General features: G+C 66.1%; 26 protein-coding genes and 1 pseudogene. 8 read left to right on the top strand and 19 right to left on the bottom strand.

From position 1 onward, the window contains the following. Positions 1 to 33: 33 nt before the first annotated feature. The 3 genes and pseudogenes from FPV16_RS24445 to FPV16_RS24435 form a co-directional block, all read right to left on the bottom strand. On the bottom strand, positions 34 to 135 hold the full coding sequence (locus FPV16_RS24445) for a carbohydrate porin (RefSeq protein ID WP_227441118.1): 102 nt from the start codon (positions 133 to 135) through the stop codon (positions 34 to 36). 197 nt (positions 136 to 332) lie between these two features. Further along, positions 333 to 485 (bottom strand): annotated as a pseudogene (locus tag FPV16_RS24440) (transposase); the annotation flags it as partial. 167 nt (positions 486 to 652) lie between these two features. Beyond that, positions 653 to 1,666, bottom strand: a complete 1,014-nt coding sequence (locus tag FPV16_RS24435; RefSeq protein WP_227441117.1) for an AraC family transcriptional regulator — start codon at positions 1,664 to 1,666, stop codon at positions 653 to 655. 167 nt (positions 1,667 to 1,833) lie between these two features. Here FPV16_RS24435 and FPV16_RS24430 point away from each other — a divergent pair, with 167 nt between their 5' ends. Together FPV16_RS24430 and FPV16_RS24425 are read left to right on the top strand one after the other, a co-directional pair. Beyond that, the gene (locus FPV16_RS24430) at positions 1,834 to 2,178 is read left to right on the top strand and encodes a hypothetical protein (protein ID WP_227441116.1); all 345 of its coding nucleotides are present in this window, start codon (positions 1,834 to 1,836) and stop codon (positions 2,176 to 2,178) included. Positions 2,179 to 2,273: 95 nt separating this feature from the next. Next, positions 2,274 to 2,774, top strand: coding sequence for a DUF2380 domain-containing protein (locus FPV16_RS24425; RefSeq protein ID WP_227441127.1), 501 nt, complete (start codon positions 2,274 to 2,276; stop codon positions 2,772 to 2,774). 126 nt (positions 2,775 to 2,900) lie between these two features. On the opposite strand, the gene FPV16_RS24420 is transcribed toward FPV16_RS24425, so the two are convergent. From FPV16_RS24420 to FPV16_RS24400, 5 genes are all read right to left on the bottom strand, one after another. Further along, entirely contained in the window at positions 2,901 to 3,473 is a 573-nt protein-coding gene (locus FPV16_RS24420; RefSeq protein ID WP_056144051.1) for an NUDIX domain-containing protein, read from the bottom strand. A 110-nt stretch (positions 3,474 to 3,583) separates the two neighbouring features. Continuing rightward, a complete protein-coding gene (locus tag FPV16_RS24415) occupies positions 3,584 to 3,820 on the bottom strand; it encodes a sulfurtransferase TusA family protein (protein WP_227441115.1) in 237 nt (78 codons plus the stop codon). Between the two features lie 84 nt (positions 3,821 to 3,904). Beyond that, positions 3,905 to 4,315, bottom strand: a complete 411-nt coding sequence (locus FPV16_RS24410; protein ID WP_227441114.1) for a hypothetical protein — start codon at positions 4,313 to 4,315, stop codon at positions 3,905 to 3,907. A 152-nt stretch (positions 4,316 to 4,467) separates the two neighbouring features. Continuing rightward, positions 4,468 to 5,835: a glutamate--cysteine ligase gene (locus FPV16_RS24405; RefSeq protein WP_227441113.1), complete on the bottom strand. Its 1,368-nt coding sequence runs from the start codon at positions 5,833 to 5,835 to the stop codon at positions 4,468 to 4,470. 130 nt (positions 5,836 to 5,965) lie between these two features. Beyond that, positions 5,966 to 6,718, bottom strand: coding sequence for a 16S rRNA (uracil(1498)-N(3))-methyltransferase (locus tag FPV16_RS24400; protein WP_227441112.1), 753 nt, complete (start codon positions 6,716 to 6,718; stop codon positions 5,966 to 5,968). A 236-nt stretch (positions 6,719 to 6,954) separates the two neighbouring features. Between FPV16_RS24400 and FPV16_RS24395 the strand changes: the two genes are divergently transcribed. Continuing rightward, complete coding sequence (locus tag FPV16_RS24395; protein ID WP_027174435.1) at positions 6,955 to 7,428, top strand: hypothetical protein; 474 nt, start codon at positions 6,955 to 6,957, stop codon at positions 7,426 to 7,428. A gap of 38 nt (positions 7,429 to 7,466) precedes the next feature. Then, positions 7,467 to 8,423 (top strand): 4-hydroxybenzoate octaprenyltransferase, encoded by a 957-nt coding sequence (gene ubiA / locus FPV16_RS24390; protein ID WP_227441111.1) that lies wholly within the window; start codon positions 7,467 to 7,469, stop codon positions 8,421 to 8,423. Positions 8,424 to 8,436: 13 nt separating this feature from the next. On the opposite strand, the gene FPV16_RS24385 is transcribed toward ubiA, so the two are convergent. Beyond that, the gene (locus FPV16_RS24385; RefSeq protein ID WP_227441110.1) at positions 8,437 to 8,967 is read right to left on the bottom strand and encodes a DUF6101 family protein; all 531 of its coding nucleotides are present in this window, start codon (positions 8,965 to 8,967) and stop codon (positions 8,437 to 8,439) included. Between the two features lie 304 nt (positions 8,968 to 9,271). Between FPV16_RS24385 and FPV16_RS24380 the strand changes: the two genes are divergently transcribed. After that, positions 9,272 to 10,099: a 3'(2'),5'-bisphosphate nucleotidase CysQ gene (locus tag FPV16_RS24380; protein WP_227441109.1), complete on the top strand. Its 828-nt coding sequence runs from the start codon at positions 9,272 to 9,274 to the stop codon at positions 10,097 to 10,099. A gap of 145 nt (positions 10,100 to 10,244) precedes the next feature. Here FPV16_RS24380 and FPV16_RS24375 read toward each other — a convergent pair whose 3' ends face one another. Together FPV16_RS24375 and FPV16_RS24370 are read right to left on the bottom strand one after the other, a co-directional pair. Further along, positions 10,245 to 10,475 carry a hypothetical protein gene (locus tag FPV16_RS24375; RefSeq protein ID WP_018042523.1) on the bottom strand — a complete coding sequence of 77 codons (231 nt, stop codon included), beginning with the start codon at positions 10,473 to 10,475 and terminating at the stop codon, positions 10,245 to 10,247. Positions 10,476 to 10,677: 202 nt separating this feature from the next. Continuing rightward, the gene (locus FPV16_RS24370; RefSeq protein ID WP_026175704.1) at positions 10,678 to 10,887 is read right to left on the bottom strand and encodes a cold-shock protein; all 210 of its coding nucleotides are present in this window, start codon (positions 10,885 to 10,887) and stop codon (positions 10,678 to 10,680) included. A gap of 325 nt (positions 10,888 to 11,212) precedes the next feature. On the opposite strand from FPV16_RS24370, the gene FPV16_RS24365 reads away from it, so the two are divergent. Next, on the top strand, positions 11,213 to 11,602 hold the full coding sequence (locus tag FPV16_RS24365; protein ID WP_027174440.1) for a hypothetical protein: 390 nt from the start codon (positions 11,213 to 11,215) through the stop codon (positions 11,600 to 11,602). A gap of 8 nt (positions 11,603 to 11,610) precedes the next feature. Here FPV16_RS24365 and FPV16_RS24360 read toward each other — a convergent pair whose 3' ends face one another. Continuing rightward, positions 11,611 to 11,832 (bottom strand): hypothetical protein, encoded by a 222-nt coding sequence (locus FPV16_RS24360; RefSeq protein WP_227441108.1) that lies wholly within the window; start codon positions 11,830 to 11,832, stop codon positions 11,611 to 11,613. A 197-nt stretch (positions 11,833 to 12,029) separates the two neighbouring features. Here FPV16_RS24360 and FPV16_RS24355 point away from each other — a divergent pair, with 197 nt between their 5' ends. Then, positions 12,030 to 12,608 (top strand): type 1 glutamine amidotransferase domain-containing protein, encoded by a 579-nt coding sequence (locus FPV16_RS24355; protein WP_227441107.1) that lies wholly within the window; start codon positions 12,030 to 12,032, stop codon positions 12,606 to 12,608. Positions 12,609 to 12,620: 12 nt separating this feature from the next. On the opposite strand, the gene FPV16_RS24350 is transcribed toward FPV16_RS24355, so the two are convergent. The 7 genes from FPV16_RS24350 to FPV16_RS24320 form a co-directional block, all read right to left on the bottom strand. Then, a complete protein-coding gene (locus FPV16_RS24350; protein ID WP_227441106.1) occupies positions 12,621 to 14,315 on the bottom strand; it encodes a calcineurin-like phosphoesterase C-terminal domain-containing protein in 1,695 nt (564 codons plus the stop codon). A gap of 78 nt (positions 14,316 to 14,393) precedes the next feature. Then, entirely contained in the window at positions 14,394 to 14,687 is a 294-nt protein-coding gene (locus tag FPV16_RS24345; RefSeq protein ID WP_227441105.1) for a hypothetical protein, read from the bottom strand. A gap of 379 nt (positions 14,688 to 15,066) precedes the next feature. Then, positions 15,067 to 15,909, bottom strand: a complete 843-nt coding sequence (locus FPV16_RS24340) for an NAD(P)-dependent oxidoreductase (RefSeq protein WP_227441104.1) — start codon at positions 15,907 to 15,909, stop codon at positions 15,067 to 15,069. Positions 15,910 to 15,995: 86 nt separating this feature from the next. After that, positions 15,996 to 17,198 (bottom strand): pyridoxal phosphate-dependent aminotransferase, encoded by a 1,203-nt coding sequence (locus tag FPV16_RS24335; protein WP_227441103.1) that lies wholly within the window; start codon positions 17,196 to 17,198, stop codon positions 15,996 to 15,998. Positions 17,199 to 17,378: 180 nt separating this feature from the next. Beyond that, complete coding sequence (cysN, locus tag FPV16_RS24330; RefSeq protein ID WP_227441102.1) at positions 17,379 to 18,779, bottom strand: sulfate adenylyltransferase subunit CysN; 1,401 nt, start codon at positions 18,777 to 18,779, stop codon at positions 17,379 to 17,381. Between the two features lies 1 nt (position 18,780). After that, positions 18,781 to 19,716, bottom strand: coding sequence for a sulfate adenylyltransferase subunit CysD (gene cysD / locus FPV16_RS24325; protein ID WP_027174447.1), 936 nt, complete (start codon positions 19,714 to 19,716; stop codon positions 18,781 to 18,783). Further along, positions 19,713 to 20,510 (bottom strand): phosphoadenylyl-sulfate reductase, encoded by a 798-nt coding sequence (locus FPV16_RS24320; RefSeq protein WP_227441101.1) that lies wholly within the window; start codon positions 20,508 to 20,510, stop codon positions 19,713 to 19,715. Before FPV16_RS24320 ends, cysD begins: the two co-directional genes overlap by 4 nt. 251 nt (positions 20,511 to 20,761) lie before the next feature. Between FPV16_RS24320 and FPV16_RS24315 the strand changes: the two genes are divergently transcribed. Further along, positions 20,762 to 21,268 carry an Lrp/AsnC family transcriptional regulator gene (locus FPV16_RS24315; RefSeq protein ID WP_056144005.1) on the top strand — a complete coding sequence of 169 codons (507 nt, stop codon included), beginning with the start codon at positions 20,762 to 20,764 and terminating at the stop codon, positions 21,266 to 21,268. Positions 21,269 to 21,537: the final 269 nt, after the last annotated feature.

Here is a 21,537-nt window from a genome sequence, read left to right as displayed (position 1 = left end):
CCGACGACGAAGGCATCGGGTTATGGTCTTGCGTCAATAGGGGAAACGCGTCTGGTCCGGGTCGACGATGTCTTGCAGGTTCGGCGTCAGGCGGAGCGCGGGCGTGACCTGGAGGCCGTCATTGAGCTCCATCATCACCTGCCGGCTCGGGATCTTACGGTCGATACCGAGAGGGCCTGTGCCAATTGGATGTTCTGCAAGGAAAGTGCGGTGATTGCCTGTGTGGTGACGACGAAGCCCATCGTATCGAAGGGCCGGCCGGCCAAAGTGCCGGTCTGCAGGGCGCCGATCTCGAGGAAGTCATCCTCGTTGAGGCACCCCGACGTGCCGGCCATGACGACGAACTGCTTCTTCCAGCAATAAAAGGTCGGCTCGGACACACCCATCGTCCGGCAAACCGCGTCCACCGTCGCACCGTTCTCCGCCTGCCGAATGGCGAAAGCGATCTGTTCGTTCGTGGAGCATTTGCGAGGCGTGGCATCCATCCTCCTCAACGAGTCAGAATGCCAGAAAGAATTGCGCTCGGCGTGGACCAGTTTGCTGGGTCGGGGTCAGCGGTGAGGAATCGGCGGGTTGTCTGTCGGTGAGCAATGAACTTTGGTTCGGTTGGGTGTTGTCGACCCGATCTTACCATTCAACCCGATCTTGCCATTCAAAAGTCTCGAACCGGCCGCCGAACTCGGACGTCTCGGCGCCAGCGACTTGGCGTCATCCCAGTCCACTCCAAGAATGCTCGTGTGAAATGTGAAGTATCCGTATAGCCGAGCTCACATGCTATCCGGCCGATGGACAGGCTCTCCCCGGCCAACAGGGCTTTGGCGCGCTGGGCCATGACACGATGCCGGATATCGACGTAGCGCGTCCCTAAATCGTCCAATCGACGCTGCAAGGTTCGGCGGGAGAGGCCGAGGCGGCGGGCGACTCCGTCGATGCTAGGCCGAGTTTCGTCGAGGCCAAGCTCGATCAGGTGCGCGACGCAGGCCGCGAGGTCACCGCCGATCGGCTCATCCTCTGCCGTCGCCAGCCGGCCAGGATCGTGGCGGTTCGGGTTCGGTGTGTCGAGGTGGAACGCGGGAAAGATCAGGCCCGCCCGCGACCCGAATGCGATCTCCGAGCCGAACAATTCCTGGATCTCGGTGCGCCCGGCCAAGGTCGCACCTGTCACCACGGCGTGCGCCGGACGCCATGCCGGGCCGAGAAAATGGCGCACCGTACCAAGCAGATAGCCGAGCGCCAGGATCTCGTTGGCCTGACGCCCACTCTCGATCCGTTCGACCACGGTGTATCCATAGAAGGCGTTCGCACCTTGCTGGCGCTGACCCGTCCAGGTCGCGGTTTGGAGGAGAATCGGTGTGACGACCTCCACCCGTGCCAGGGCCGCGCCAAGGGTCTCGGCGGTACGGACCTGCACGCCGATGGGTCCGAGACCGGCGATCCCGATACCCGTCGAAAGCCGCGCAGGCAGGGCGGGGTCGCCGATCTCGCGAATGGCCGCATCGACAAGACTGAGTTGATCACGCAGCAGGATCAGCCGGTCGGGCGTGTCGAGGAGCGTCAGCGGTATGTCGGCTCGGCCGAAGACCCGCGCCAGCGAGCCGCCGGCCGCCGACACCGCTTCGGCGATGGGTCCCATCGTCCGTGCCCTGGTCAGACCGTATCCCGGCATAAGCGTCTCCCGCCGGCAAGGGTCGATGCGTTGGCACCAAATGGCAAGAGTGAGCGGAGGCGCCAGCGTAGGTCTAGGGAAGCCGACGGGCCCGGTTGCCTTGCGAGAGTGACGACGACGCAAGGCGCTGGTGCACGGGAACGGCCAAGCCGCCGCCGGAGGACGCCATGGCGACATTCGCATTCGACGACCGTCCCATCACGTTGCGGACCGCACTGCACAGGCACGGTGCGTCCTATCGCACCCTCGTCCTGCAGGGTGAACCGAGGATCTTCCCTCCGGACGGAACGCTGAAGGAAATCCGCCCAGTCGGTAGCTGCGTCTCGGGACAGGCAGGGGGTGAGCCCCACACCGAGGGCGGCGGCGATCAGGACGTGATCGTCTATTTCACGAACCGTGACATCGATGGCCCGGTCTACGAAATCCTCGACGAAAGCCATGCGGTCATCGCGACCTTCGGCAGCCCCGGGTTCAAGGCGATTTTCGAGGCCCAGGGTGCCACAGGTGCATGATGGCCGACACGCTCATCACTGGCAGACACGGTTGGAGCGCAACGATGCGGATTGGTGTGACGGCGTAGCTCCAGCGAAACAACAGCTTGGCGAGAATGGGTGCGGCTGGGCTTCTGCTCACCGCTCTCGCTTCACCGTGCGCTCATGCGGCGGAGGCATTACAAACCTCACTCGTCGTCCTGCCGATCAAGCTGCTCGACACGTCGGGTGAGCCGACGGATCAAACCGCCCAACACGCCGAGCGCCTTTTGCGCTTGGCCAACGGCCTCGCCACCAACCTGACCCGTTCCGGTCTGTTTCGGGCGACAGTCCTGCCGGCCGACAATCTCCGGCAGGATTGCCCGTCCGAGGCCGTTGCCTGCCTGTTGAAGGCTGCACAGGGGCGCGGAGCCGAACTCATCCTCGTCGGCGTCGTCCATAAGAGCAGTACGCTGATCATGCAGCTATGGGCGCGTCTGGTAGATGCTCGTACCGGTCGAGATCACTACTCGCGAGACTTGAATTTCCGCGGCGATACGGACGAATCGTGGCAGCGGGCAGAGCAATTCCTCATCTCCCAGATCCATGACGAGACAGTCAAAGCCCGCGGAGAGTGATTTTAACAGGGCGGTCTTACTTCAGGCCGAGTTTTCAACCTCGAACCGGGCCTGATCGCACCTATCCCCTGCTTATCCCGCGCATGAATGCGGGGAGGCCAATTCCACAGCCTCACAAACGCATCTCTACGCCCCCGCAAACAACTCCGGCCGGCGCAGCCGCAGCGCGAAAAGCAACACCAGGGTCTTCATGTCGGTGATCTCGCCCCTGTCGCTCATGGCGGCGAGGGTGGCGAGGGGCATCTCGTGGACCGTGATGGTCTCGTGTTCGTCGGCGAGGCCGCCGCCGGGGCCGGAACGGTCGGCGGCGGTATAGGCGCCGAGGAACAGGTCCATCTGTTCAGTGGAGATGCCGGGCATGGACCACCCGGTCGTCAGACGTTCGAGGGGGCCGAGGCGGACGCCGGTCTCCTCGAACGCCTCGCGGCGGGCGCCGTCCTCGGGCTCGGATTCGTCGAGAAGGCCGGCCGGGACTTCGAGGAGCGACAGGGTGCCGGCGGCAAAGAAGGTAGGCGGCCGGAACTGCTCCACCAGCAGGGCCACGCGGCGCTCGGGATCATAGGGCAGCACCCCGACCGCGCGGCCGTGATCCTCGATCTCGCGGGTCAGGCGCGTGCCGTCCGGCATTGTGACCTCGGCCACGAGAAAGCGGCTCCAGCCATCGTGCAGGATGCGGGTGCCACGGATCACCGGCGCCATCGATTCGTTCCCGTCTTCCGGCCGCGGGCGGTCGCGCGGCCTTCTTCGGGATCACCTAACCGCGAGTTGCCGCATCAATGAGGCGAAGACGGTGCGGAATGAACGAGTTTTCAGGCGCCGCCCTTCTCGATGGTGAAGCTGAAGACGCCGTCGTCCCGGCCCTGACCGACGAGGTGATCGCCCTCCTGGGTGACGAGATGGGGGATGTCGATCACCGAGACCGGATCGGTGCAGAGGACGGTCAGCAGCGCCCCCGGTTCCAGGCCGCGCATGGCCTTGCGGGTGCGCAGCACCGGCAAGGGGCATTTCAGGCCGCTGAGATCGAGGACGGGAGGCGCGTCTTTCATGTCTGCCCCGCGATACGAAAAGCCCCGCCCGAGGCTGGAGCCAGGAGCGGGGCCTGAGCCGAGGACGAGGCTCGGTGGATGATGTCAGTAACCGTAAGCGGGATAGCCGTAGCCCGGGGCGTAGCCATAAGCGGGTGCGTAGCCATAGGCCGGGGCATACCCGTAGGCGGGTGCGTAGCCGCCGTCGTAATAGCCGTAGCGGGGAGCCTGGCTCGCCGCGATGGCGCCGCCGATGATGCCCAGAGCGGCGCCGGCCGCGAGGGCTCCACCGATACCGGGACCACGGCGATAGCCGCCGCCGTAATAACCGCGGCGATAGCCGTAGCCGCCGCCGTAATAACGGCCGTAGCGCACGGTCTCCACCGCCGAACCGCTGCCGGCGACCTGCGCCGAGGTCAGCGCGGGCATCGGGGCAGCCCGCGCGCCGGAGAGAGGAGCTGCCGCCAGACCGACGGCGGTCGAACCGGCAAGGACCAGGGACATGATGCGCGACATGCGTGCGATCTCCTAAATCGAGTGAACCTGATCCGTAAAAACACCATCTCCGATGAACCGTTCCGGAACAGACGAGGCACTATCGGCCGGACGTGTGCCCCGGCACAATTGTCGTGACGGGCGGACATGGTTTCATAGTCAATAGCGTCTCTTCAGAACACGCATTCGGTGAAGGCCGGCTCCACCGAGCGGCGCCAGGAACCTTCGTAATCGGCGAGCCTGTCCTCCGCCCGCGAGCGGCCGCTTGCGACGATGGCTTCCAAAGGTTGCAGATGATGCGTCTCGTCGCGCCCCTGTTCATCGCGGCGCCCGCGTGCTTCGAGGCCCTTGCGGGCGATGGCCAAGGCTTCCGCCGCCACGGTTCCGAGACTACGGCCCGCGATCGGCGTGGCGAGGCCGAGGCGGGGGACCATGGCGCGCAGGCATTCCCGCTCGGAGGCGCTCCAGGCCTTGGCGATGTCCCAGGCCGCGGCGAGCCCGGCCTCGTCGTAGAGTAGGCCGACCCAGAATGCCGCCTGCGCGACGATCATGTCCGCGCCGCCCACATCCGAACCACGCATCTCGATGTAGCGCTTCAGCCTCACCTCGGGGAAAGCGGTGGAGGCGTGGTTGGCCCAGTCGGACATCGTGGCCCGCTCGCCGGGTAGAGCCGCGAGGCGCCCGTCCATGAGGTCGCGGAACGACGCGCCGCTGACGTCGTGATAGGTCTCGCCGCGCTTGACGAAATACATCGGCATGTCGAGCAGCCAGTCTGCATAGGCCTCGTAGCCGAACCCGGCCTCGAAGGCGCGGGGCAGCATGCCGGTCCGGTCGGCATCGGTGTCCCGCCAGATCTCGGAGCGGCGGGAGAGGAAGCCGTTGGGGCGGCCATCGGTGAAGGGGGAGTTGGCGAACAACGCCGTCGCCACTGGCTGCAGCGCCAGGGCGACCCGCATCTTGGCCACCATGTCGGCCTCGGAGGAGAAATCGAGATTCACCTGGACGGTGGCGGTGCGCAGCATCATGTCGAGGCCGAGGGAGCCGACCTTCGGCATGTAGCCGGCCATGATCTTGTAGCGGCTCTTGGGCATGACCGGCGTGCCCTCGCGGGTCCATTTCGGGCTCATGCCGAGGTCGAGGAAGCCGATACCGAGGGGATCGGCCGCCCGCGCGGTGGCTTCGAGATGGATGCGCAGCTCACGCTCGGTTGCGTGGACGTCCGGGAGCGGTGCGCCGGACAGTTCAAACTGCCCGCCGGGCTCCAGGGAGATCGCGCCGCCATCCGCGCCGGCAAGGCCGATCAGGTGGCCCGCATCTTCGATCGCCTCCCAACCGGTTTCGCGCGCCACGCCTTCGAGCAGGGCGCGGATGCCGGTCTCGCCCTCGTAGGGGACGGGGCTGTTGCCGTCCCGGTAGAACGGGACCTTCTCGTGCTCGGTACCGACGGCGAAGCTTTCGCGCGGTTTTTCGCCCTCGGCGAACCATGCGATCAGTTCGTCCCGCTTCGTCAGCGGTGTGGTGTCGGACGTATCGCGCGCCATGCGCTGCCTCGTGGTGAAGGTCGTTTGTGGTGAGAGGCACGCCGGACCGCAGCGGAGGAGCCCCCTGAAGAGATGGCGACTCCTTAGTCCAGCGGCGAGGCATGAACAACGTAGGCTAAGAGAGGCCCGCTCAGCGTGTGTCGCCGAGCACAGACTGCACCAGAGCCAGCGCCACGACGGCGGCCGTGTCCGCGCGCAGGATGCGTGGTCCGAGCGACAGGGCCACGGTGTTCGGCCGGGCGGCGATCATTTCCCTTTCCTCGGGCGAGAACCCGCCCTCGGGCCCGATCAGCACGGCGAGCGGCGGTGGCGCCGCCGCATCCGCCGCCTCGCGCAGGGCAGCGATCGGGTCGGTGACCGGGGCGTCCTCGTCGCAGAAGACGAGGAGGCGCGCGGGGTCGAGCTCCGCGAGGGCGACGGGAAGCCGGACCGCCTCGGGAAGATCGGGAATCGCCAGGATGCCGCATTGCTCGGCCGCCTCGATGGCGTTGGCGCGCAGGCGATCCAGGTTGATCCGCTCGCCCTGGGTGTAGCGGGTGAAGACGGGGCGGATGGTGCCGGCGCCCATCTCCACCGCTTTCTGGGCCAGATAATCCAGCCGTGCGGTCTTTAACGGCGCGAAGAGGTAGTGCAGATCCGCCCGTTCGGACTGCGGGCGCAGACGCTCGACGACGATCAGTTCCGCGCTCTTGCGGCCGTTCTGGGCGATGCGGGCGCGCCACTCGCCGTCGCGTCCGTTGAAAACGAGGACAGGATCGTCCGGGCCGCGTCGCAAGACGTTGAGCAGGTAGTTCGCCTGCGCGCGTTCCAGCGGGAGAACCGTTCCTTCGCGGAGGTCCGGCTCGACGAAGAGGCGCGGGGCGGTGAAGTCGTAATGTGCCATGGATCGGGGTGGTCGCTCGCGGCACCACACCTGTCAACGCGCGACGGAGGCCGGGGTGATGCGGAAGCGCAACAGCGCCGGATTATGTCGTGTTTCCCCAAGCGCGTGTCTTACCGCCCGTTTACGTCTTGAAAGACGCCACATTCCTATGGCGAGACATCTCGCAGGATAGGCAATCGCTCCGGCGGCCACGAATCAGGCGCCGGTGGGGATTGGGGGAGAGGGAAGCCTAGCTAATGTCATCGAAGACCATCGCGGCGGTCGCCGGAGCCCTTCTCGGTTCCGCCCTCCTCGCCGGCCCTGCTTTCGCGCAGAACGCGGAATGCGGCGACATCCAGAAGACGCTCCAGTCGCGCAAGGATCTCGTGGCCAAGGCGAATGCCGCCTCGAACTCGAAGAAGAAGATGACGCCGGCCGAAGCCTGTGCCCTGTTCGGCAAGCTGCAGGCCAACGGCAACGAGGGCGTCAAGTGGATCGCTGCCAACAAGGAATGGTGCTCGATCCCCGATTCCTTCGCCGAAGGCTTCAAGGCCGACCACCTCAAGGTCGCCGGTATTCGCACCAAGATCTGCGGCGTCGCCGCCCAGGCCTCGAAGATGGAAGCCCAGGCACGGGCGCAGGCCCAGAACGGTGGCGGCGGTGGTGGTGGCGGCATGCTCGGCGGCCCCGGCCTCACCGGCAGCCTGAAGATGCCGCAGGGCGCGCTCTGAGCCTTGGCTGAATCGCCGCTCCAGGGCCTCGCTTCCGCATGGCGGGCGTGACCTCCCGGCACGGTGCGGATGGCCGGGTCGCGGATGCGGTCGCCGGGCACTGGGTCGATCGTCTCGCCCCGCGCGGCCTGCGCCCCTATCTCCGGCTGGCCCGGATCGACCGGCCGATCGGATGGTGGCTGCTGCTGCTGCCGTGCTGGTGGTCGGCGGCGCTTGCGGCGCTCGCCGGTCACAAGCCGTTTCCGGACCCGGCCCATCTCGTCCTGTTCCTCATCGGCGCCATCGCCATGAGGGGGGCGGGGTCAACCTATAACGACATCGCCGATCGCGATCTCGACGCTCAGGTGGAGCGTACGCGCTCGCGTCCCCTCCCCTCCGGGCAGGTACGGACACGCTCCGCCGCGATCTTTCTGGTGCTGCAGGCGCTGGTGGGGCTGGCGGTGCTACTGCAGTTCAATTCGACCGCCATCCTCGTCGGCATGGCGTCGCTCCTGCCGGTGGCGATCTATCCGTTCATGAAACGGGTGATGTCGATGCCCCAGGCGGTGCTCGGCCTCGCTTTCTCATGGGGCGCGCTGATGGGCTGGGTCGCCGCCTTCGGCGATCTCGGCGTCCCGGCGCTGCTGCTCTATCTCGGCACGGTGGCGTGGGTCGTCGGCTACGATACGATCTACGCGGTGCAGGATATCGAGGACGACGAGATCGCCGGCATCCGCTCCTCGGCCCGCCTGTTCGGACGCGGTTTGAGACCGGCCATCGGCCTCTGCTACGCCGGTTCGGTCGCGGCCATCGCCGCCGCATCGACCCTGGCGGGGGCCGGTCCCATGGGTGCCCTCGGCGTCACTCTCTTCGCCCTCCATCTCGGATGGCAGGTCGTCCGTATGAAACCCGGCGACGGGCGCGGGGCGCTGACGCTCTTCCGCTCCAACCGCGATGCCGGGTTGATCCTCTTTGCCGGACTGGCGGCGGATGCCGTTTGGCAGGGCCTGTCCTGAGCCCGATCCGATCTCAGGACAGGGCGCCGCCGACGATCTCGCTCTCGCCGCGATAGATCAGCGGACGCACCGGAAGCACGCCGGTCTTGCGGCGGACGAGGAAGCGCGGGCGGCGGCCGTTGAGGAGGCCGTGGCGGCGGCGGGCGCGGGTGGTGCCGAGGGCGACCCGGCCGAGCTGGCGGGACACGACGACGAGGGTGCCATCTTCCCGGACGATCATCCGCGGCAGGCCCGTGCGGGCCGAGCAATCGCGCCAGATCGCCACGACGTCGTCGTCACCGTAGGGGCCGAGGCGGCCCAGCGTGGTGCCTGCGCCATCCACCAGGAGGAGCGCGAACCGGTCCTCGTCGCACGCATCGCTGTCCTCGGAGGCGAAGGCCAGGGCGACGCCGACGGCCTCGGTGCCGCCGGAGATACGGCCGGTGATCGGAAGCGGCGAACGAGAAAACGCAACGGTGGGCAGCGTGACACCGTCCTGAAGGCATGTATCCGCGACGATGCCGACAAGTGTCTCGGTCTGGTTCATGCTTGAGAAAGTGTTCATCGGATCGACGCCCTGTTGGTGTGGTCGGCCTCTTGAGGGCCGCCTCTTATGACAAGCAGATTTACGTCTAACCTCCTCAAACCACCTTAATAGCCAGAGTTAAGCGATGGTGGATGGCTGGGAAGCGTTTGGAATGCTCAACACTTCCTTGCCGCATTCGTCAGGATCCGGGGACATCGCCCGCGAGCGATCCTTGTGGGCATCGCAGGCGCACCCTACAAAGGAATCGATCCCTTGCACCGCCCTGCGCGGCGAAGACCGATTCGCCACCGCCACCGATAGAACCCCGACGATCCGGAGACGCATGTCCGACACGATGTCGACCAAAGCTGCCCAGGCGCTGCTTCCCGCCCTCAGGGAGGCGATCCGTGAGGCGGCATCCCTGGCCCTCCCCTTCTTCAGGTCGGGGGCGCAGACGACCGCGCGGACATGGTCGAAAGCCGGCGGTTCGCCGGTGACGGAAGCCGACGTCGCGGTTGATACGTTCCTGAAGATCCGCCTCAGCGCGCTCCTGCCGGCGGCCGCGTGGCTTTCGGAGGAAACCAGCGACGATGCCATCCGGCTCGGCTCGGACCTCGTCTGGATCGTCGATCCCATCGACGGGACGCGGGCCTTTCTTACCGGCCATCCGGACTGGTCGATCTCGGTGGCGCTGCTCGCGGGCGGACAACCGATCCTCGGCTTCGTCCACGCGCCGGTGACCGACCGGTTCTACGAGGCCGTGGCCGGAGGCGGGGCGACCTGCAACGGCGTGCCGCTGTCTGTCTCGACCCAGGCCGGACTCACGGGCGCCAAGATGACCGGACCGAAACCGATGATCGACAAACTCGCCCGCGGCGGCTCGACGAACGGCGAAGCCCTCGATGTCCATATCGTCCCGCGCGTGCCGTCCCTCGCCTTGCGGGTGGCACGGGTCGCCGAAGGATCGATCGATGTCGGTCTGGTCTCCTCCGACGCGCGCGATTGGGATCTCGCCGGGGCGGACCTGCTCCTGCGCGAGGCCGGGGGCTCGGTGAGCGACCTGAAGGGAACCCGCACGACCTATAACCGGCCGGACCCCGTCCACGGTGCCCTCATCGCGATGTCGGACGGTCTGCGCGACGATGTCGTCGCGGCGCTGGCCCGGGGATGATGTCGTCTCGTGGCGCCTCCCCATGAGCCGCATCGGGCTATGGGGGAGACGGACTCCGGACACGCGAACGCCGAGCCCGGTGAGGAACTCGGCGTAAAACGTCATGGAGCGCAAGGAGGATATCCCCGGCGTTAAAGTGCCCCGATCAGGCGTGTTCGCGAACCGCGACCACGTCGGGAGCTACGCCCAGCCGCTCGGCCAGATGCCAGCGCAATTCACGGGGCGAATGGTAATTGTAAGAGGTGTCGATGAGGTGGCTGAGGTCGATGTCCTGCGCTTCACGCGACGTCGTCTGCTTCAGCTTTCCTACCTTGAATGTCGCCGCATCGGTGATGGGCGAACGGACGCCGCGGCGCCGGGTATATTCGAACAACATGTTTTCTTGTGATCTTTCAATTTTTCTTGGTGTGCGAAACGACGAGCTTTGCCTCTCGTTCAGTGAGTCAGAAGATTTTGGGGTTGCGGATGGGTCATCCCTGAACCGAACTCGTCTCCCCAGAGGAGCGCGTCGGGATACCAATGAAGCCGGCGTTCAACGCCGGTGGTGACGCCAGCCCCGAGGGCTGGCGCCGGGTGCGTCAGGCCGCCTGGAGATTACCAGCCGAATCCTTGCCGCTGCGCTTGTCGGTCTGGATCTCGTAGGAGACCTTCTGACCTTCAATGAGGTTGCGCATTCCCGCGCGCTCGACGGCGGAGATGTGAACGAACACGTCCTTGCCGCCGTCATCGGGCTGAATGAAGCCGTAGCCTTTGGTTTCGTTGAACCACTTAACAGTGCCGGTATTCACGAATAGAACCTCGTATCGTTCGTTGACCAAACTCGCGCGTCTGCTCGAGACACCCGGCGCCGGTCCTCTTTTACATTTGACGGGATCAGCAGGTCGTGAGACGTGCGATGCACGTTGCGTTCGGCTCACTGACGCCCGCTGATATCCATGTAGGCGCATTGTGCGGCGGCAACAAGGCATCCGGCCGGAACTCGGCGGCCGCATCGACGCACCACCCTCTCATGCCTGACAATGAGAGCCCTGAGGCGAACCCCGTGTTTTTCGGTCCGCGACGTGCATATATGAGTTCGGTTCCAGGCAGTTAGGCGACGCAATCAGGCGGTTCATGGCGGGCATCTCGGTTTCCCTCGAAGGCGCGAACATCCAGCTCTCGTTCCAGAAGGACGATCAGGCCACGGCCGTCGTCATGGATGCCCGCGCAGCCCGTGCCCTCGTGCGCGCGGTGGGGCATCTGCTGACCGCGATCGACGAGCCGGACGAGGTCGACCCTCCGGACGATCTCAACGACGAGGACATCGCCATGCTCGAAGTCACGTCCTCCGCCATCGAGGTGGGGACCGACGAGAAGGGCCAGGCCGTCGTCGCGCTCCAGGCGGGGCCGCTCCCACCCTTCCAGCTGCGACTGACGGACGAAGAGGCCCGTCACGTGGCGACGAGCCTCTCCGAAATCCTCAATGCCCCCCGTGACGTCCGCGCGTCACACGGGGATCACTGACCGGTCGATCACATCCGAACGCCGGGATCCGTCGGCCCGCCGGGCAGATAATCGGGCTCGGAGCCCGGTCCCGCCGGTTCGTCGATACCGGGATCGTCGACGGGATACGGGGTCCGCGGACCGGTCGGCCCGATATCCGGACCTTCGTCGGGCGGCAGCGGCGGGGGCGGCAGGTCGCCGGGAATTCCCCCCGGGAGCGGCTCGGGGATCGGTAGGCCTGGATTGGCCATGCAGCGTCTCCTTCGCTTTGAGGTGGATCGGTCGGTGTGCCGAAGAAACCCGCCCCGGCAGTCGCCAGTTCCAGCCCAACGCCGATTCGAGCTTTGCGCTAAGGCCGAGGCTGCATTGCATCGCCCTGGGTCCAGGAACCCGTCCCATCCGCGACCGGTTCTTCCGCCATCATTCGAGAGACGTGCGGAGGTCAATCATGTCCGACATCAAGCAATCGAAAGTTCTCATCCTTGCGACCGACGGTTTCGAGGAAACGGAGCTGACGGTTCCGCTTCATACGCTCAAGAGCGCCGGAGCAAGCGTCGTCGTCGCCTCGCCGACATCTCGCGAATCGCGGGAATCGATTCGTGCCTGGGACAAGACGGATTGGGGCAAGAACGTCGCGGTCGACAAGGACCTGGAGGACATCGACCCGGCGGATTACGATGCCCTCGTGCTGCCGGGCGGCCAGATCAACCCGGACAAGCTCCGGCTCGACCCGAAGGCTCTCGACGTGATCAAGACATTCCTCACCTCCGGCAAGGTGGTGGCCGCGATCTGCCACGCGCCGTGGCTGCTGATCGAGGCGGGGGTCGTGAAGGGTCTGAACCTGACGTCGTTCGCGTCGATCAGGACGGATGTCATCAATGCCGGCGGCCAATGGCACGACGAGGCCGTGGTGACCGACAGGGGCATCGTCACGAGCCGCAATCCGGGCGATCTCGACGCCTTCTGCGCCAAGATCATCGAGGAGATTCAAGAGGGCAATCACGGCGCCCGCCGGCTGGCCGCCTGACTCTGCGCCTTGCTACAACCGCACCCCACTGACCGGCGGGCGCCGCTCTCGGCCGCGCGAAGGGCCGTCCTCGCTTGTGACTTCGAGGACCATGCCGGACGAGAACGGCCGCCCGTACTCGTCCTCGACCTCGACGGTAATGCGATGGCTGCCGGCCGGAATGTCGCCGCCGAGGCGCGCGACCCAGATATGGCTCGACGGCTCGGCCTTGACCCACGGCTTCTTGACCTCCGGATAGCGGAGGAAGACCTCGGCGACGAACGGGTCCGGCCGCCGCGTGCGCACCATGTCGACGGCGGGGCCGTCGTCGACCCGGTACTGGACGCGGGTGCGCGGACCGCCGTCGAAGACGTTCACCACCAGATTGGTAGCACCGACGCTCTCGCGCGGTACCGGTGAGCGCAGGGTCTGCATCGGGCGATAATCGCGCAGGACCTCACCGGCCCCTCCGCGATACTGACTCTCCAGCACGATCCTCATCCTCTCGTCGGGCTCACCCTGAGCCGGACGGTAGCGGGTGGTGTAGCGGGCACCGTCGATGGTCAGGGTGTGGAAGCCGTTGGGTGTCCCGTCGCGGCTGTCGGCCGAGGGAATGCCGGTGCGGGTGGAGGGACCGCTCCACCACGAGCCGGAGACGGCGGTGAGGACGTGGTGGTGGTGGCTCCCAGCCCCGCCTGCACGGGGGTAATGGTGCTCCGTCGTATGGGTATGGCCGGCGAGGCTGAGCACGGGACGGTCGCCGAGGAGGTCGAGCAGGCGCTCGCGGTCCGTCACGTTCTGGCGCGGATCAGCCGGGTCGAGATCGGTAAAAAGCGGGATATGCATGGCGATGACGACGAGGGTCTCCTTCGGCGTCATCGCCAGCATGTTGGCGATGAAGGTGAGTTGCCGCTCGCCGATACGCCCCTCGTAGCGGCCCACTCCGTCGGCGTTGCCCGATGCGGCGCCGAGGTAATGCACGGTGTCGAGCATCAGGAAGAGGGCCTTGCCGTGGTGGAAGGCATAGTAGGGCGCGCCGTAGACTCGCTTGTAGGTCTCGCGGCTGTAGCGGGCGTCGGGCGCCTCGAAATTGAGATCGTGGTTGCCGCCGATATGGAACCAGGGGATTCCGATGCGCCCGATGATGCGGTTCGAGCGGCCGTAGAATGAGAGGTCGTCGAACAGGATATCGCCCGTCGTCATGCCGAAGGCGGCCTTCGTGCCCAGGACCCGTGTCACCGCCGTGTCGCGGACATGGCCGAGCTCCACCGGGCTTTCCGGCTGCGGATCGGTGAACAGGATCACGTCGAACGCGGCCGGCTCCGGCTCGCGGGTCAGTGCGAAGTCGATGGAGGCGGGAAGCGGCCCGGTCGGATCGATACCGCGATAGCGCAGGCCCAGATCGGGCGGGGTGCCCTGCGGTTGGTGGATGTAGCTGAAACGCGGAATGTTGTTCTCGTCGTGCGGCAGCGCGAAGCCAGCGGGCTTCACCACGAAGACGATGTCGCCGTCCGAGACATCGATTGCGTAGCGGCCCTGGGCGTCGGTGCGAACCACGTCGCGACCGTTCGAGACGGCGACGTCCGGGATGCCTGTCCGTCCCCCGGGGACGACCTCATAGACGGAACCCGTCGCGCGCTCCGACGACCGCGCCGTCGAAGGCGCCAGGGCGAGGGCGGCGGCACCCGCCATGGTTTCGCGGCGGGTGAGAGCGGGGCGGTCAATCATACGGCAGCCTGTTGCGACGGGTCGGCCGCACCGAACCACGCCCTCTTGACCATCGCGTGACGGTGGACGCGTCCGCGCTCAGTGTCTGGCGGCGGCCTTCTCGACCTTCGGCTTGTTCCCAGTGGCGCCCGAAAACAATTCGCCGAGGTGTTTCTGGTCGAGACCGCGTGTCATGTCCGCAGGTCGTTCGCTAGCCGGGGATTCCGCGCTGCGCGTGGGGATCGAACCGGTGGCGACCGGATCCTTCACCGCTGCGACGGGGGCCGGCACGGCGGTGGGCGCGCGCTGCACGCGCATGGCCCAATGGGCGGCGGTGGAAAGCGCGGCAATGGCGACGATCGCCTTGATGCCGCCGGTGAGAAGGCGTCGCATGCTGGAAAGCCCGAGACTACGCGGAGGAACGCGACCGGTTCCCCGGCCCATCTCACTTGTGCGAGAAGTCAGTAAACCATTTGGCTCCGTACCTTGCTCGGTGACTGTCCTGAAATGGCGCGATCCGTCCGTTCGCAGGATGAGCGTGGGCCATCAGCCACGGCGACGGTTCCTGTTCCCCGCGCCCGTGACACACCTGCCGCGACCCGGCCCACGAGGCCTCACAGGATCGGCGCAGAGAACTGGTCCGCACCGCCCCGTCACGACAAGCCCTGCAACCACGTCAGTCCGAGAGGGTTCGCGAAACCATCGGACGCATCGGTTGCGGGGATGGCCGATGTAGACATCCTGATCCGAGCCGGCAACCGACCGGGCTGCCTCAGGGCCTTTCCGCCGCAGCGACGAAGGCCTTCAGCCGTCCGACCTCGTCCCCGTCGCCCTTGGCGGCGAGCCGTTCGTAGATGCGCCCCGCGCCCTCGAACATTCGCCGGCCCCCATCGTCGCTTTCGAGAAAACTCGCGATCTCGTCCATCTCGGCGACCCAGCGATAGGCTTTCGGCACCATGTCGGGCAGAACGCGGGAGAAGCGTGCGAGCAGTTCCGGTTCGCTTTCTGCGAGTTCGGCATGCAGAGCTTCCGCCGCACCGGCACGGCCCGCCGCGAGAACCATCACGGCGGCGAGCGCCGTCAGCCCCTTGTTGATGCCGGCATAGGACATCTTGAGCGCCGACGCCGCGCCGACGCCACCCTCCACGGGGCGGACGTCCAGCCCCATCTCGCGCAACGCCACCGACGCTGCGAGATCGTTGCCGGAGACATAGAACCGTGGCCCCTTATCCTTGAGCTTCGGCGGAGCCCCAATGATGGCGGCATCGATGAAGGGCGCGCCGGCCTGTCCGATCACGGCCGCCACGCCATGTTTCGTTGCGACGTTGAGGGCGTTGCAATCGATATAGACCGGCTTGCGCCCTGCCGAGGCGAGCATGGGAGACAAGCGGATGGCCAGGGCCATCGCTTCCGCGGGCGGGACGATGGAGAGGATGAGGTCGGCCTCGGCGAGGCTTGGCTCGTCCACGCCTTCCATGCCGGATTCCCGGGCGCGCGCGACAGTGGCCTCGCTGCGCCCCGCCAGAACGGTGAGGATCCGGGCGCCGCTCCCGTGCAGCCGGCCAGCGATCGCACTGCCCATGGCGCCAGGTGCGATGACACCGATCGTCGCCATGAACGTCTCCTTCGATCAGAACGACCCAACCTGCATCTGACTCGCGTAAGACGCGAATCGTCAAGTCGGGATCGTTCGTCGATGGCTCAGCTCAGTGAGCCGCAGAAGCGCTGGATGCGGCTGCAGGCTTCTTCCAGCGCCGTGTTCGAGGTAGCGTAGGAGATGCGCAGGTTCGGGCCGAGCCCGAAGGCCGACCCGTGGACGGCAGCGACGCCTTCCGCTTGCAGCAATTCCACCACGAAATCCTCGTCGGATTCGATGATCTTGCCCGACGGGGTCTTGCGCCCGATCGTCTCGGCGCAGGACGGATAGACGTAGAAGGCGCCTTCCGGCGTCGGGCATTTCAGGCCCTTGGTCTGGTTCAGCATCGAGACCACGAGGTCGCGGCGCTCGTGGAAGGCGGCGCGGAAACGTCCGAGATGCTCCTGTGTCCCATCGAGGGCCGCCACCGCCGCCCATTGCGAGATCGAGGAGGCGCCGGAGGTCTGCTGTCCCTGGACGAAATCCATCGCCTTGATGAGGTGCTCGGGACCGGCGGCGTAGCCGATGCGCCAGCCGGTCATGGCGTAGGCCTTCGAGACGCCGTTCATGGTCAGCGTGCGGTCGTAGAGGCCGGGCTCCACCTGGGCCGGGGTCACGAACTCGAAATCGCCGTAGCAGAGGTGCTCGTACATGTCGTCGGTGAGCACCCAGACATGGGGATGCCGCATCAGCACATCGGTGATCTTCTTGAGTTCGTCGCGGGCATAGGCCGCGCCGGAGGGGTTCGACGGCGAGTTCAGGATGATCCACTTGGTCTTCGGCGTGATCACCCGCTCCAGCTCCTCCGGCTGGAGCTTGAAATCGTGCTCCATATCCGTGTCGGCGAAGACCGGCGTGCCACCGCACAGGATCACCATCTCCGGGTAGGAGACCCAGTAGGGCCGCGGGATCACCACCTCGTCGCCGGGGTTCAGCGTGGCGAGGAGGGCGTTGTAGATGACGTGCTTGCCGCCGGTGCCGACGATGGTCTGCGACGCCTTGTAGTCGAGGCCGTTCTCGCGCTTGAACTTCTTAACGATCGCTTCGCGCAGGGGCACGATGCCGGAGACCGGCGTGTACTTGGTCTCGCCGCGACGGATCGCGTCGATCGCCGCCTCCTTGATGTGGTCCGGCGTATCGAAATCGGGCTCACCCACCGACAGGCTGATCACGTCCATCCCGCCGGCTTTCAGCTCGCGGGCCTTTTGCGTCATCGCGATGGTGGCGGACGGCTTCACCTTGGACAGGGCGTCGGCGAGAAAGCCCATGATGGCGTGCTCCGATAGGGTCTGACGGGCGCCGACGGGCGCCCTCTGAAAAGCGCGCGGACCCTAGTCCCGGTGGCCCAGGCGAGCAAGGCTGCCGGACATGCCAAAGCGGCCATCCCACCGCGCGATGACGCTCTGGGATGGCCGCTTTGTCGACGGGAGACGAGACGCGTCGGGAAGTCAGATACCGCCGAAGACCCAACGCAGCTTCGACAGGAACCCTCCGCCGGATTTCGCGGCGCGAGTTGATTCCGGCTCGTCCTTCACGGTCGTGGCGGTCTTGTCCGCATGGATCAGACCGAGGGCCGCCGTGTCGGTGGTCTCGCGGTCGATGAGGATGAAGCCGCCGGTGTCGCGGTTGGCGCCATAAGCATCGACGGCGACAGCCCGGTCGAGGCTCAGGGTCACATCGGCGATGTCGTTGGCAACAAGCCGGGCAGCGGGCGCCGGGTTGCCGGTCTCGGGATCGATGCGGTTCCCGATGGCCGTCACGGTGGCGTTGACCGTCACCGTGCCGATCTTGGCGAGCAGCGTCGAACCGGGAAGCAGCTCCGTCTCGGCCGCCCAGAACAGGCGGGCCTCGAGACGGTCGGTGACGCGCATGGGCGCATCGGCCGTGACGATCACCGAGCCGCGCGAGGCATCGATCTCGTCGGCGAGGACGAGGGTCACCGATTGCCCCTCCACCGCATGCGGCAGGTCGCCATCCGCCGTGAAGATGCGGGCCACCGTGGAGGTGCGGCCCGAGGGCTCGACGATGATCGCGTCGCCCGGCGCGATGCGGCCACTGGCGATGAGGCCGGAGAATCCGCGGAAGTCGGAGTTCGGACGGTTCACCCATTGAACCGGCAGGCGGAAGGGAGCGGCCTGCTCCTCGACCCGCACCGGTACCTCTTCCAGATACTGGAGCAGCGGCGTTCCCGTGTACCAGGGCACGGCCGCTCCGGGCAGGACGACGTTGTCGCCGTTCTTGGCCGAAAGCGGGATAGGACGGATCTCGGTGAAGCCCAGCGGCTCCGCGAACGCATGGAACGCCGCCGTGATCGCCTCGAACTTGTCCTGCGACCAGCCGACCAAGTCCATCTTGTTCACCGCGAGGGCAACGCGCTTGATCCCGAGGAGCGAGACGAGGAGCGCGTGCCGCCGGGTCTGACGGGTGAGACCTTGCCGGGCATCCACCAGGATCACGGCGACATCCGCCGTGGAGGCGCCGGTCGCCATGTTGCGGGTATATTGCTCGTGGCCGGGCGTGTCAGCGACGATGAACGAGCGCTTGTCGGTGGAGAAGAACCGGTAGGCGACGTCGATGGTGATGCCCTGTTCGCGCTCGGCCTGGAGACCGTCCACGAGAAGAGCAAGATCGATCTCGGCGCCTTGCGTGCCGTGCTTGCGCGAATCACGCTGCAGGGCCGTCACCTGATCGTCGAAGAGTTGCTTGGTGTCGTGCAGGAGCCGGCCGATCAGGGTCGACTTGCCATCGTCGACGGAGCCGCAGGTGATGAAGCGCAGCACCTCCTTGCTCTGGTGGGTGGCAAGGAAGCTGTCGTAGCCGAAGGCTTCGGGTGACTGGTGGATCGTCATCTTAGAAATACCCCTCCTGCTTCTTGCGCTCCATGGCACCCGACCCGTCCTTGTCGATCACCCGACCCTGACGTTCCGAGGTCCGGGCGGACAGGGTCTCGCCGATGATCTCGGGCAGGGTGGCGGCCTCGCTCTCGACGGCGCCGGTGAGCGGATAATCGCCCAGCGTCCTGAAGCGCACGGACAGGTTCTGCGGGGTCTCGCCGGGATTCAGCGGCAGGCGCTCGTCATCGACCATGATCAGCTGGCCGTCGCGCTCCACCACCGGGCGGGGCTTGGCGAAGTAGAGCGGCACGATCGGGATCTGCTCCTGCTCAATGTAGAGCCAGACATCGAGCTCGGTCCAATTCGAGATCGGGAAGACGCGCAGGGATTCGCCGCGCTTCTTCTTGAGGTTGTAGAGGTGCCAGGGCTCGGCCCGCTGGCGCTTCGGGTCCCAGCGATGCTGCGCCGTCCGCAGGGAGAAGATGCGCTCCTTGGCGCGCGAGGCCTCCTCGTCACGGCGGGCGCCGCCGAAAGCCGCGTCGAACTTGTGCTTGTCGAGCGCCTGACGCAGGCCCTGCGTCTTCATCACATCGGTATGGACTTCCGAGCCGTGGCTGATCGGGCCGATGCCGCGGGCCAGGCCCTCCTGATTGGTATGGACGATGAGGTCGAGGCCGAGCTCTTTGGCGCGCTGATCGCGAAACGCGATCATCTCCTTAAACTTCCACGTGGTGTCGATGTGCATCAGCGGGAACGGCAGGCGTCCCGGCGCAAAGGCCTTGAGCGCCAGATGCAGCAGCACGGACGAATCCTTGCCGATCGAATAGAGCATCACCGGGTTCTCGGTCTCGGCGACCGTCTCCCGCATGATGTGGATGCTCTCGGCTTCGAGACGCTGCAGGTGCGTCAGACGCTCGGGCAGCGTTGCGGCCAGGGCGGTGGCGGCGCTCATCGGGCCATCTCCAGATTGCTGTTACGGGGTGTCGTTTCGAATGCGGCGGCTTCCTGGCCCGGCTGAACGTTCGCCTCGGGCTGATGCACGTGAAGGCCGCATTCCTTCTTGGATTCCTGCTCCCACCACCAGCGGCCGGCGCGCTCGGATTCGCCGATCTTGACGGCGCGCGTGCACGGGGCGCAGCCGATCGAGGGAAAACCGCGGTCGTGAAGGACGTTGTAGGGAATGTAATTGTCGATGACGAAACGGTCGACATCGGCACGGCTCCAATCCGCGAGCGGATTGATCTTGATCAGCCCGCGCGCCTCGTCGGCTTCCGCAAGGGGCGTATCGGAGCGATTCGCGGATTGACCCGCCCGCAGACCCGTCAACCATCCGGCGGCGCCATCGAGGGCGCGGCTCAGCGGCTCGACCTTGCGGAAGCCGCAGCAAGCTTGCCGGGCGGCGACCGAATGACGAAAGCCGTTGATGCCCTCGCCGCGGACGAACGCCTCTTCCGAGACCCGCTCGGGCGCATAGGCCTGGATACGGATGCCGTAGGCCGACTCTGTCTCCGCCCAGACATCATAGGTCTCGGGAAAGAGCCGGCCCGTATCAAGGGTGACGATCTCGGTCCGGCCCTTCGCCATGGCCAGGGCGTGGGTGAGAGCCTGATCCTCGATGCCGAGGCTGGTGGTGAAGACCAGCCGGCCGGGGATGGCGGCCTCGATCGCACGGAGGCGCCCCTTGAGATCGAGTCCGGCCAGGGTGGACGCGAGGTCCCGCGCCGTTCGTTCGAGGGAAGTAATCATGAGCGTGTTCCGTGCGCCGACCTTGTCAGATGCCCGCTTGTCTGACGCCTGAAATGTTCGCTATAACGAACGCTGTCAAGGCATGGCGGGTATCGCACCGCGGCATTCCCCCGCTGCGGTAAATATGGTTTGCAGCGGCGTGGAGGCCCTTTGGGTTGCCCGTCGAAGGAATATTCTTCTTAATTCGCTGGTCGACGCCGTGCCCTAGCGCACCCTAGCGCCGCTGACCGGAACCGCAAAGCGAGGTCAATGTGGACTCGATCGATCTCAAGATCCTGGCGTTGCTTCAGAATGACGCCACCCTGTCGATTGCTACGATCGGCGAAAAGGTAGGCCTGTCGCAGACGCCCTGCTGGAAGCGAATCCAGCGTCTCGAAGCGGATGGCGTGATCGATCGGCGGGTGGCCGTCCTTGATCCGGTCAAGTTGGGCCTCGGCCTCACCGTTTTCGTCTCGATCGAGACGTCGGACCACTCGCGCGACTGGCTCGAACGCTTTGCCTCCACCGTCTCGGCCATGCCGGAAGTGCTGGAATTCTACCGCATGGCGGGCGATGTGGATTACATGTTGCGCGTCGTTGTTGCCGATATGCAGGCTTACGACACGTTCTATAAGCAGCTTATCGCAACCTTGCCCCTGAAGAACGTGACGTCGCGATTCGCCATGGAAAAAGTGAAGTCGACTACGGCACTTCCGCTTCCGTCAGCGCCGACAAACGGGCGTTTCATACCGACGCTCTCCGTGGTCGCTGGAGAATAAAATTCTGTTCTGCGCTGCGATCATAGGCAGCTCCTTCTCTCACGACGCCGTTCTGTAAAACGGACATCCCGTTGACACGCGGCCCCGCAGCGCGACATGGCTTAACGATGGCACGACAAGCGATCCTCCCCCGCACCGCCCCGTTCGACGACAGCGAACGCGCGAGCCTCGACGCCGTCCTCGGAGCGGCGACGCCGATCCAGCGCGCCTGGCTCGCGGGCTTCCTCGCCGGTCTCGACGCAGCCGGGGGACAGCCCACCGCCCTCCCC

This window comes from Methylobacterium sp. W2, assembly GCF_020662345.1.
Lineage (GTDB): Bacteria > Pseudomonadota > Alphaproteobacteria > Rhizobiales > Beijerinckiaceae > Methylobacterium.
Note: the sequence above shows the minus strand (reverse complement) of the source record. Positions and strands in the feature narration are given on the sequence as shown.

Excerpts from the sequence above, each read along its gene's own strand:
- FPV16_RS24445 (WP_227441118.1), bottom strand. The coding sequence starts at position 135 with ATGATGGAGCTCAATGACGGCCTCCAGGTCACGCCCGCGCTCCGCCTG.
- FPV16_RS24435 (WP_227441117.1), bottom strand. The coding sequence starts at position 1,666 with ATGCCGGGATACGGTCTGACCAGGGCACGGACGATGGGACCCATCGCC.
- FPV16_RS24430 (WP_227441116.1), top strand. The coding sequence starts at position 1,834 with ATGGCGACATTCGCATTCGACGACCGTCCCATCACGTTGCGGACCGCA.
- FPV16_RS24425 (WP_227441127.1), top strand. The coding sequence starts at position 2,274 with ATGGGTGCGGCTGGGCTTCTGCTCACCGCTCTCGCTTCACCGTGCGCT.
- FPV16_RS24420 (WP_056144051.1), bottom strand. The coding sequence starts at position 3,473 with ATGGCGCCGGTGATCCGTGGCACCCGCATCCTGCACGATGGCTGGAGC.
- FPV16_RS24415 (WP_227441115.1), bottom strand. The coding sequence starts at position 3,820 with ATGAAAGACGCGCCTCCCGTCCTCGATCTCAGCGGCCTGAAATGCCCC.
- FPV16_RS24410 (WP_227441114.1), bottom strand. The coding sequence starts at position 4,315 with ATGTCGCGCATCATGTCCCTGGTCCTTGCCGGTTCGACCGCCGTCGGT.
- FPV16_RS24405 (WP_227441113.1), bottom strand. The coding sequence starts at position 5,835 with ATGGCGCGCGATACGTCCGACACCACACCGCTGACGAAGCGGGACGAA.
- FPV16_RS24400 (WP_227441112.1), bottom strand. The coding sequence starts at position 6,718 with ATGGCACATTACGACTTCACCGCCCCGCGCCTCTTCGTCGAGCCGGAC.
- FPV16_RS24395 (WP_027174435.1), top strand. The coding sequence starts at position 6,955 with ATGTCATCGAAGACCATCGCGGCGGTCGCCGGAGCCCTTCTCGGTTCC.
- ubiA (WP_227441111.1), top strand. The coding sequence starts at position 7,467 with ATGGCGGGCGTGACCTCCCGGCACGGTGCGGATGGCCGGGTCGCGGAT.
- FPV16_RS24385 (WP_227441110.1), bottom strand. The coding sequence starts at position 8,967 with ATGAACACTTTCTCAAGCATGAACCAGACCGAGACACTTGTCGGCATC.
- FPV16_RS24380 (WP_227441109.1), top strand. The coding sequence starts at position 9,272 with ATGTCCGACACGATGTCGACCAAAGCTGCCCAGGCGCTGCTTCCCGCC.
- FPV16_RS24375 (WP_018042523.1), bottom strand. The coding sequence starts at position 10,475 with ATGTTGTTCGAATATACCCGGCGCCGCGGCGTCCGTTCGCCCATCACC.
- FPV16_RS24365 (WP_027174440.1), top strand. The coding sequence starts at position 11,213 with ATGGCGGGCATCTCGGTTTCCCTCGAAGGCGCGAACATCCAGCTCTCG.
- FPV16_RS24360 (WP_227441108.1), bottom strand. The coding sequence starts at position 11,832 with ATGGCCAATCCAGGCCTACCGATCCCCGAGCCGCTCCCGGGGGGAATT.
- FPV16_RS24355 (WP_227441107.1), top strand. The coding sequence starts at position 12,030 with ATGTCCGACATCAAGCAATCGAAAGTTCTCATCCTTGCGACCGACGGT.
- FPV16_RS24350 (WP_227441106.1), bottom strand. The coding sequence starts at position 14,315 with ATGATTGACCGCCCCGCTCTCACCCGCCGCGAAACCATGGCGGGTGCC.
- FPV16_RS24345 (WP_227441105.1), bottom strand. The coding sequence starts at position 14,687 with ATGCGACGCCTTCTCACCGGCGGCATCAAGGCGATCGTCGCCATTGCC.
- FPV16_RS24340 (WP_227441104.1), bottom strand. The coding sequence starts at position 15,909 with ATGGCGACGATCGGTGTCATCGCACCTGGCGCCATGGGCAGTGCGATC.
- FPV16_RS24335 (WP_227441103.1), bottom strand. The coding sequence starts at position 17,198 with ATGGGCTTTCTCGCCGACGCCCTGTCCAAGGTGAAGCCGTCCGCCACC.
- cysN (WP_227441102.1), bottom strand. The coding sequence starts at position 18,779 with ATGACGATCCACCAGTCACCCGAAGCCTTCGGCTACGACAGCTTCCTT.
- cysD (WP_027174447.1), bottom strand. The coding sequence starts at position 19,716 with ATGAGCGCCGCCACCGCCCTGGCCGCAACGCTGCCCGAGCGTCTGACG.
- FPV16_RS24320 (WP_227441101.1), bottom strand. The coding sequence starts at position 20,510 with ATGATTACTTCCCTCGAACGAACGGCGCGGGACCTCGCGTCCACCCTG.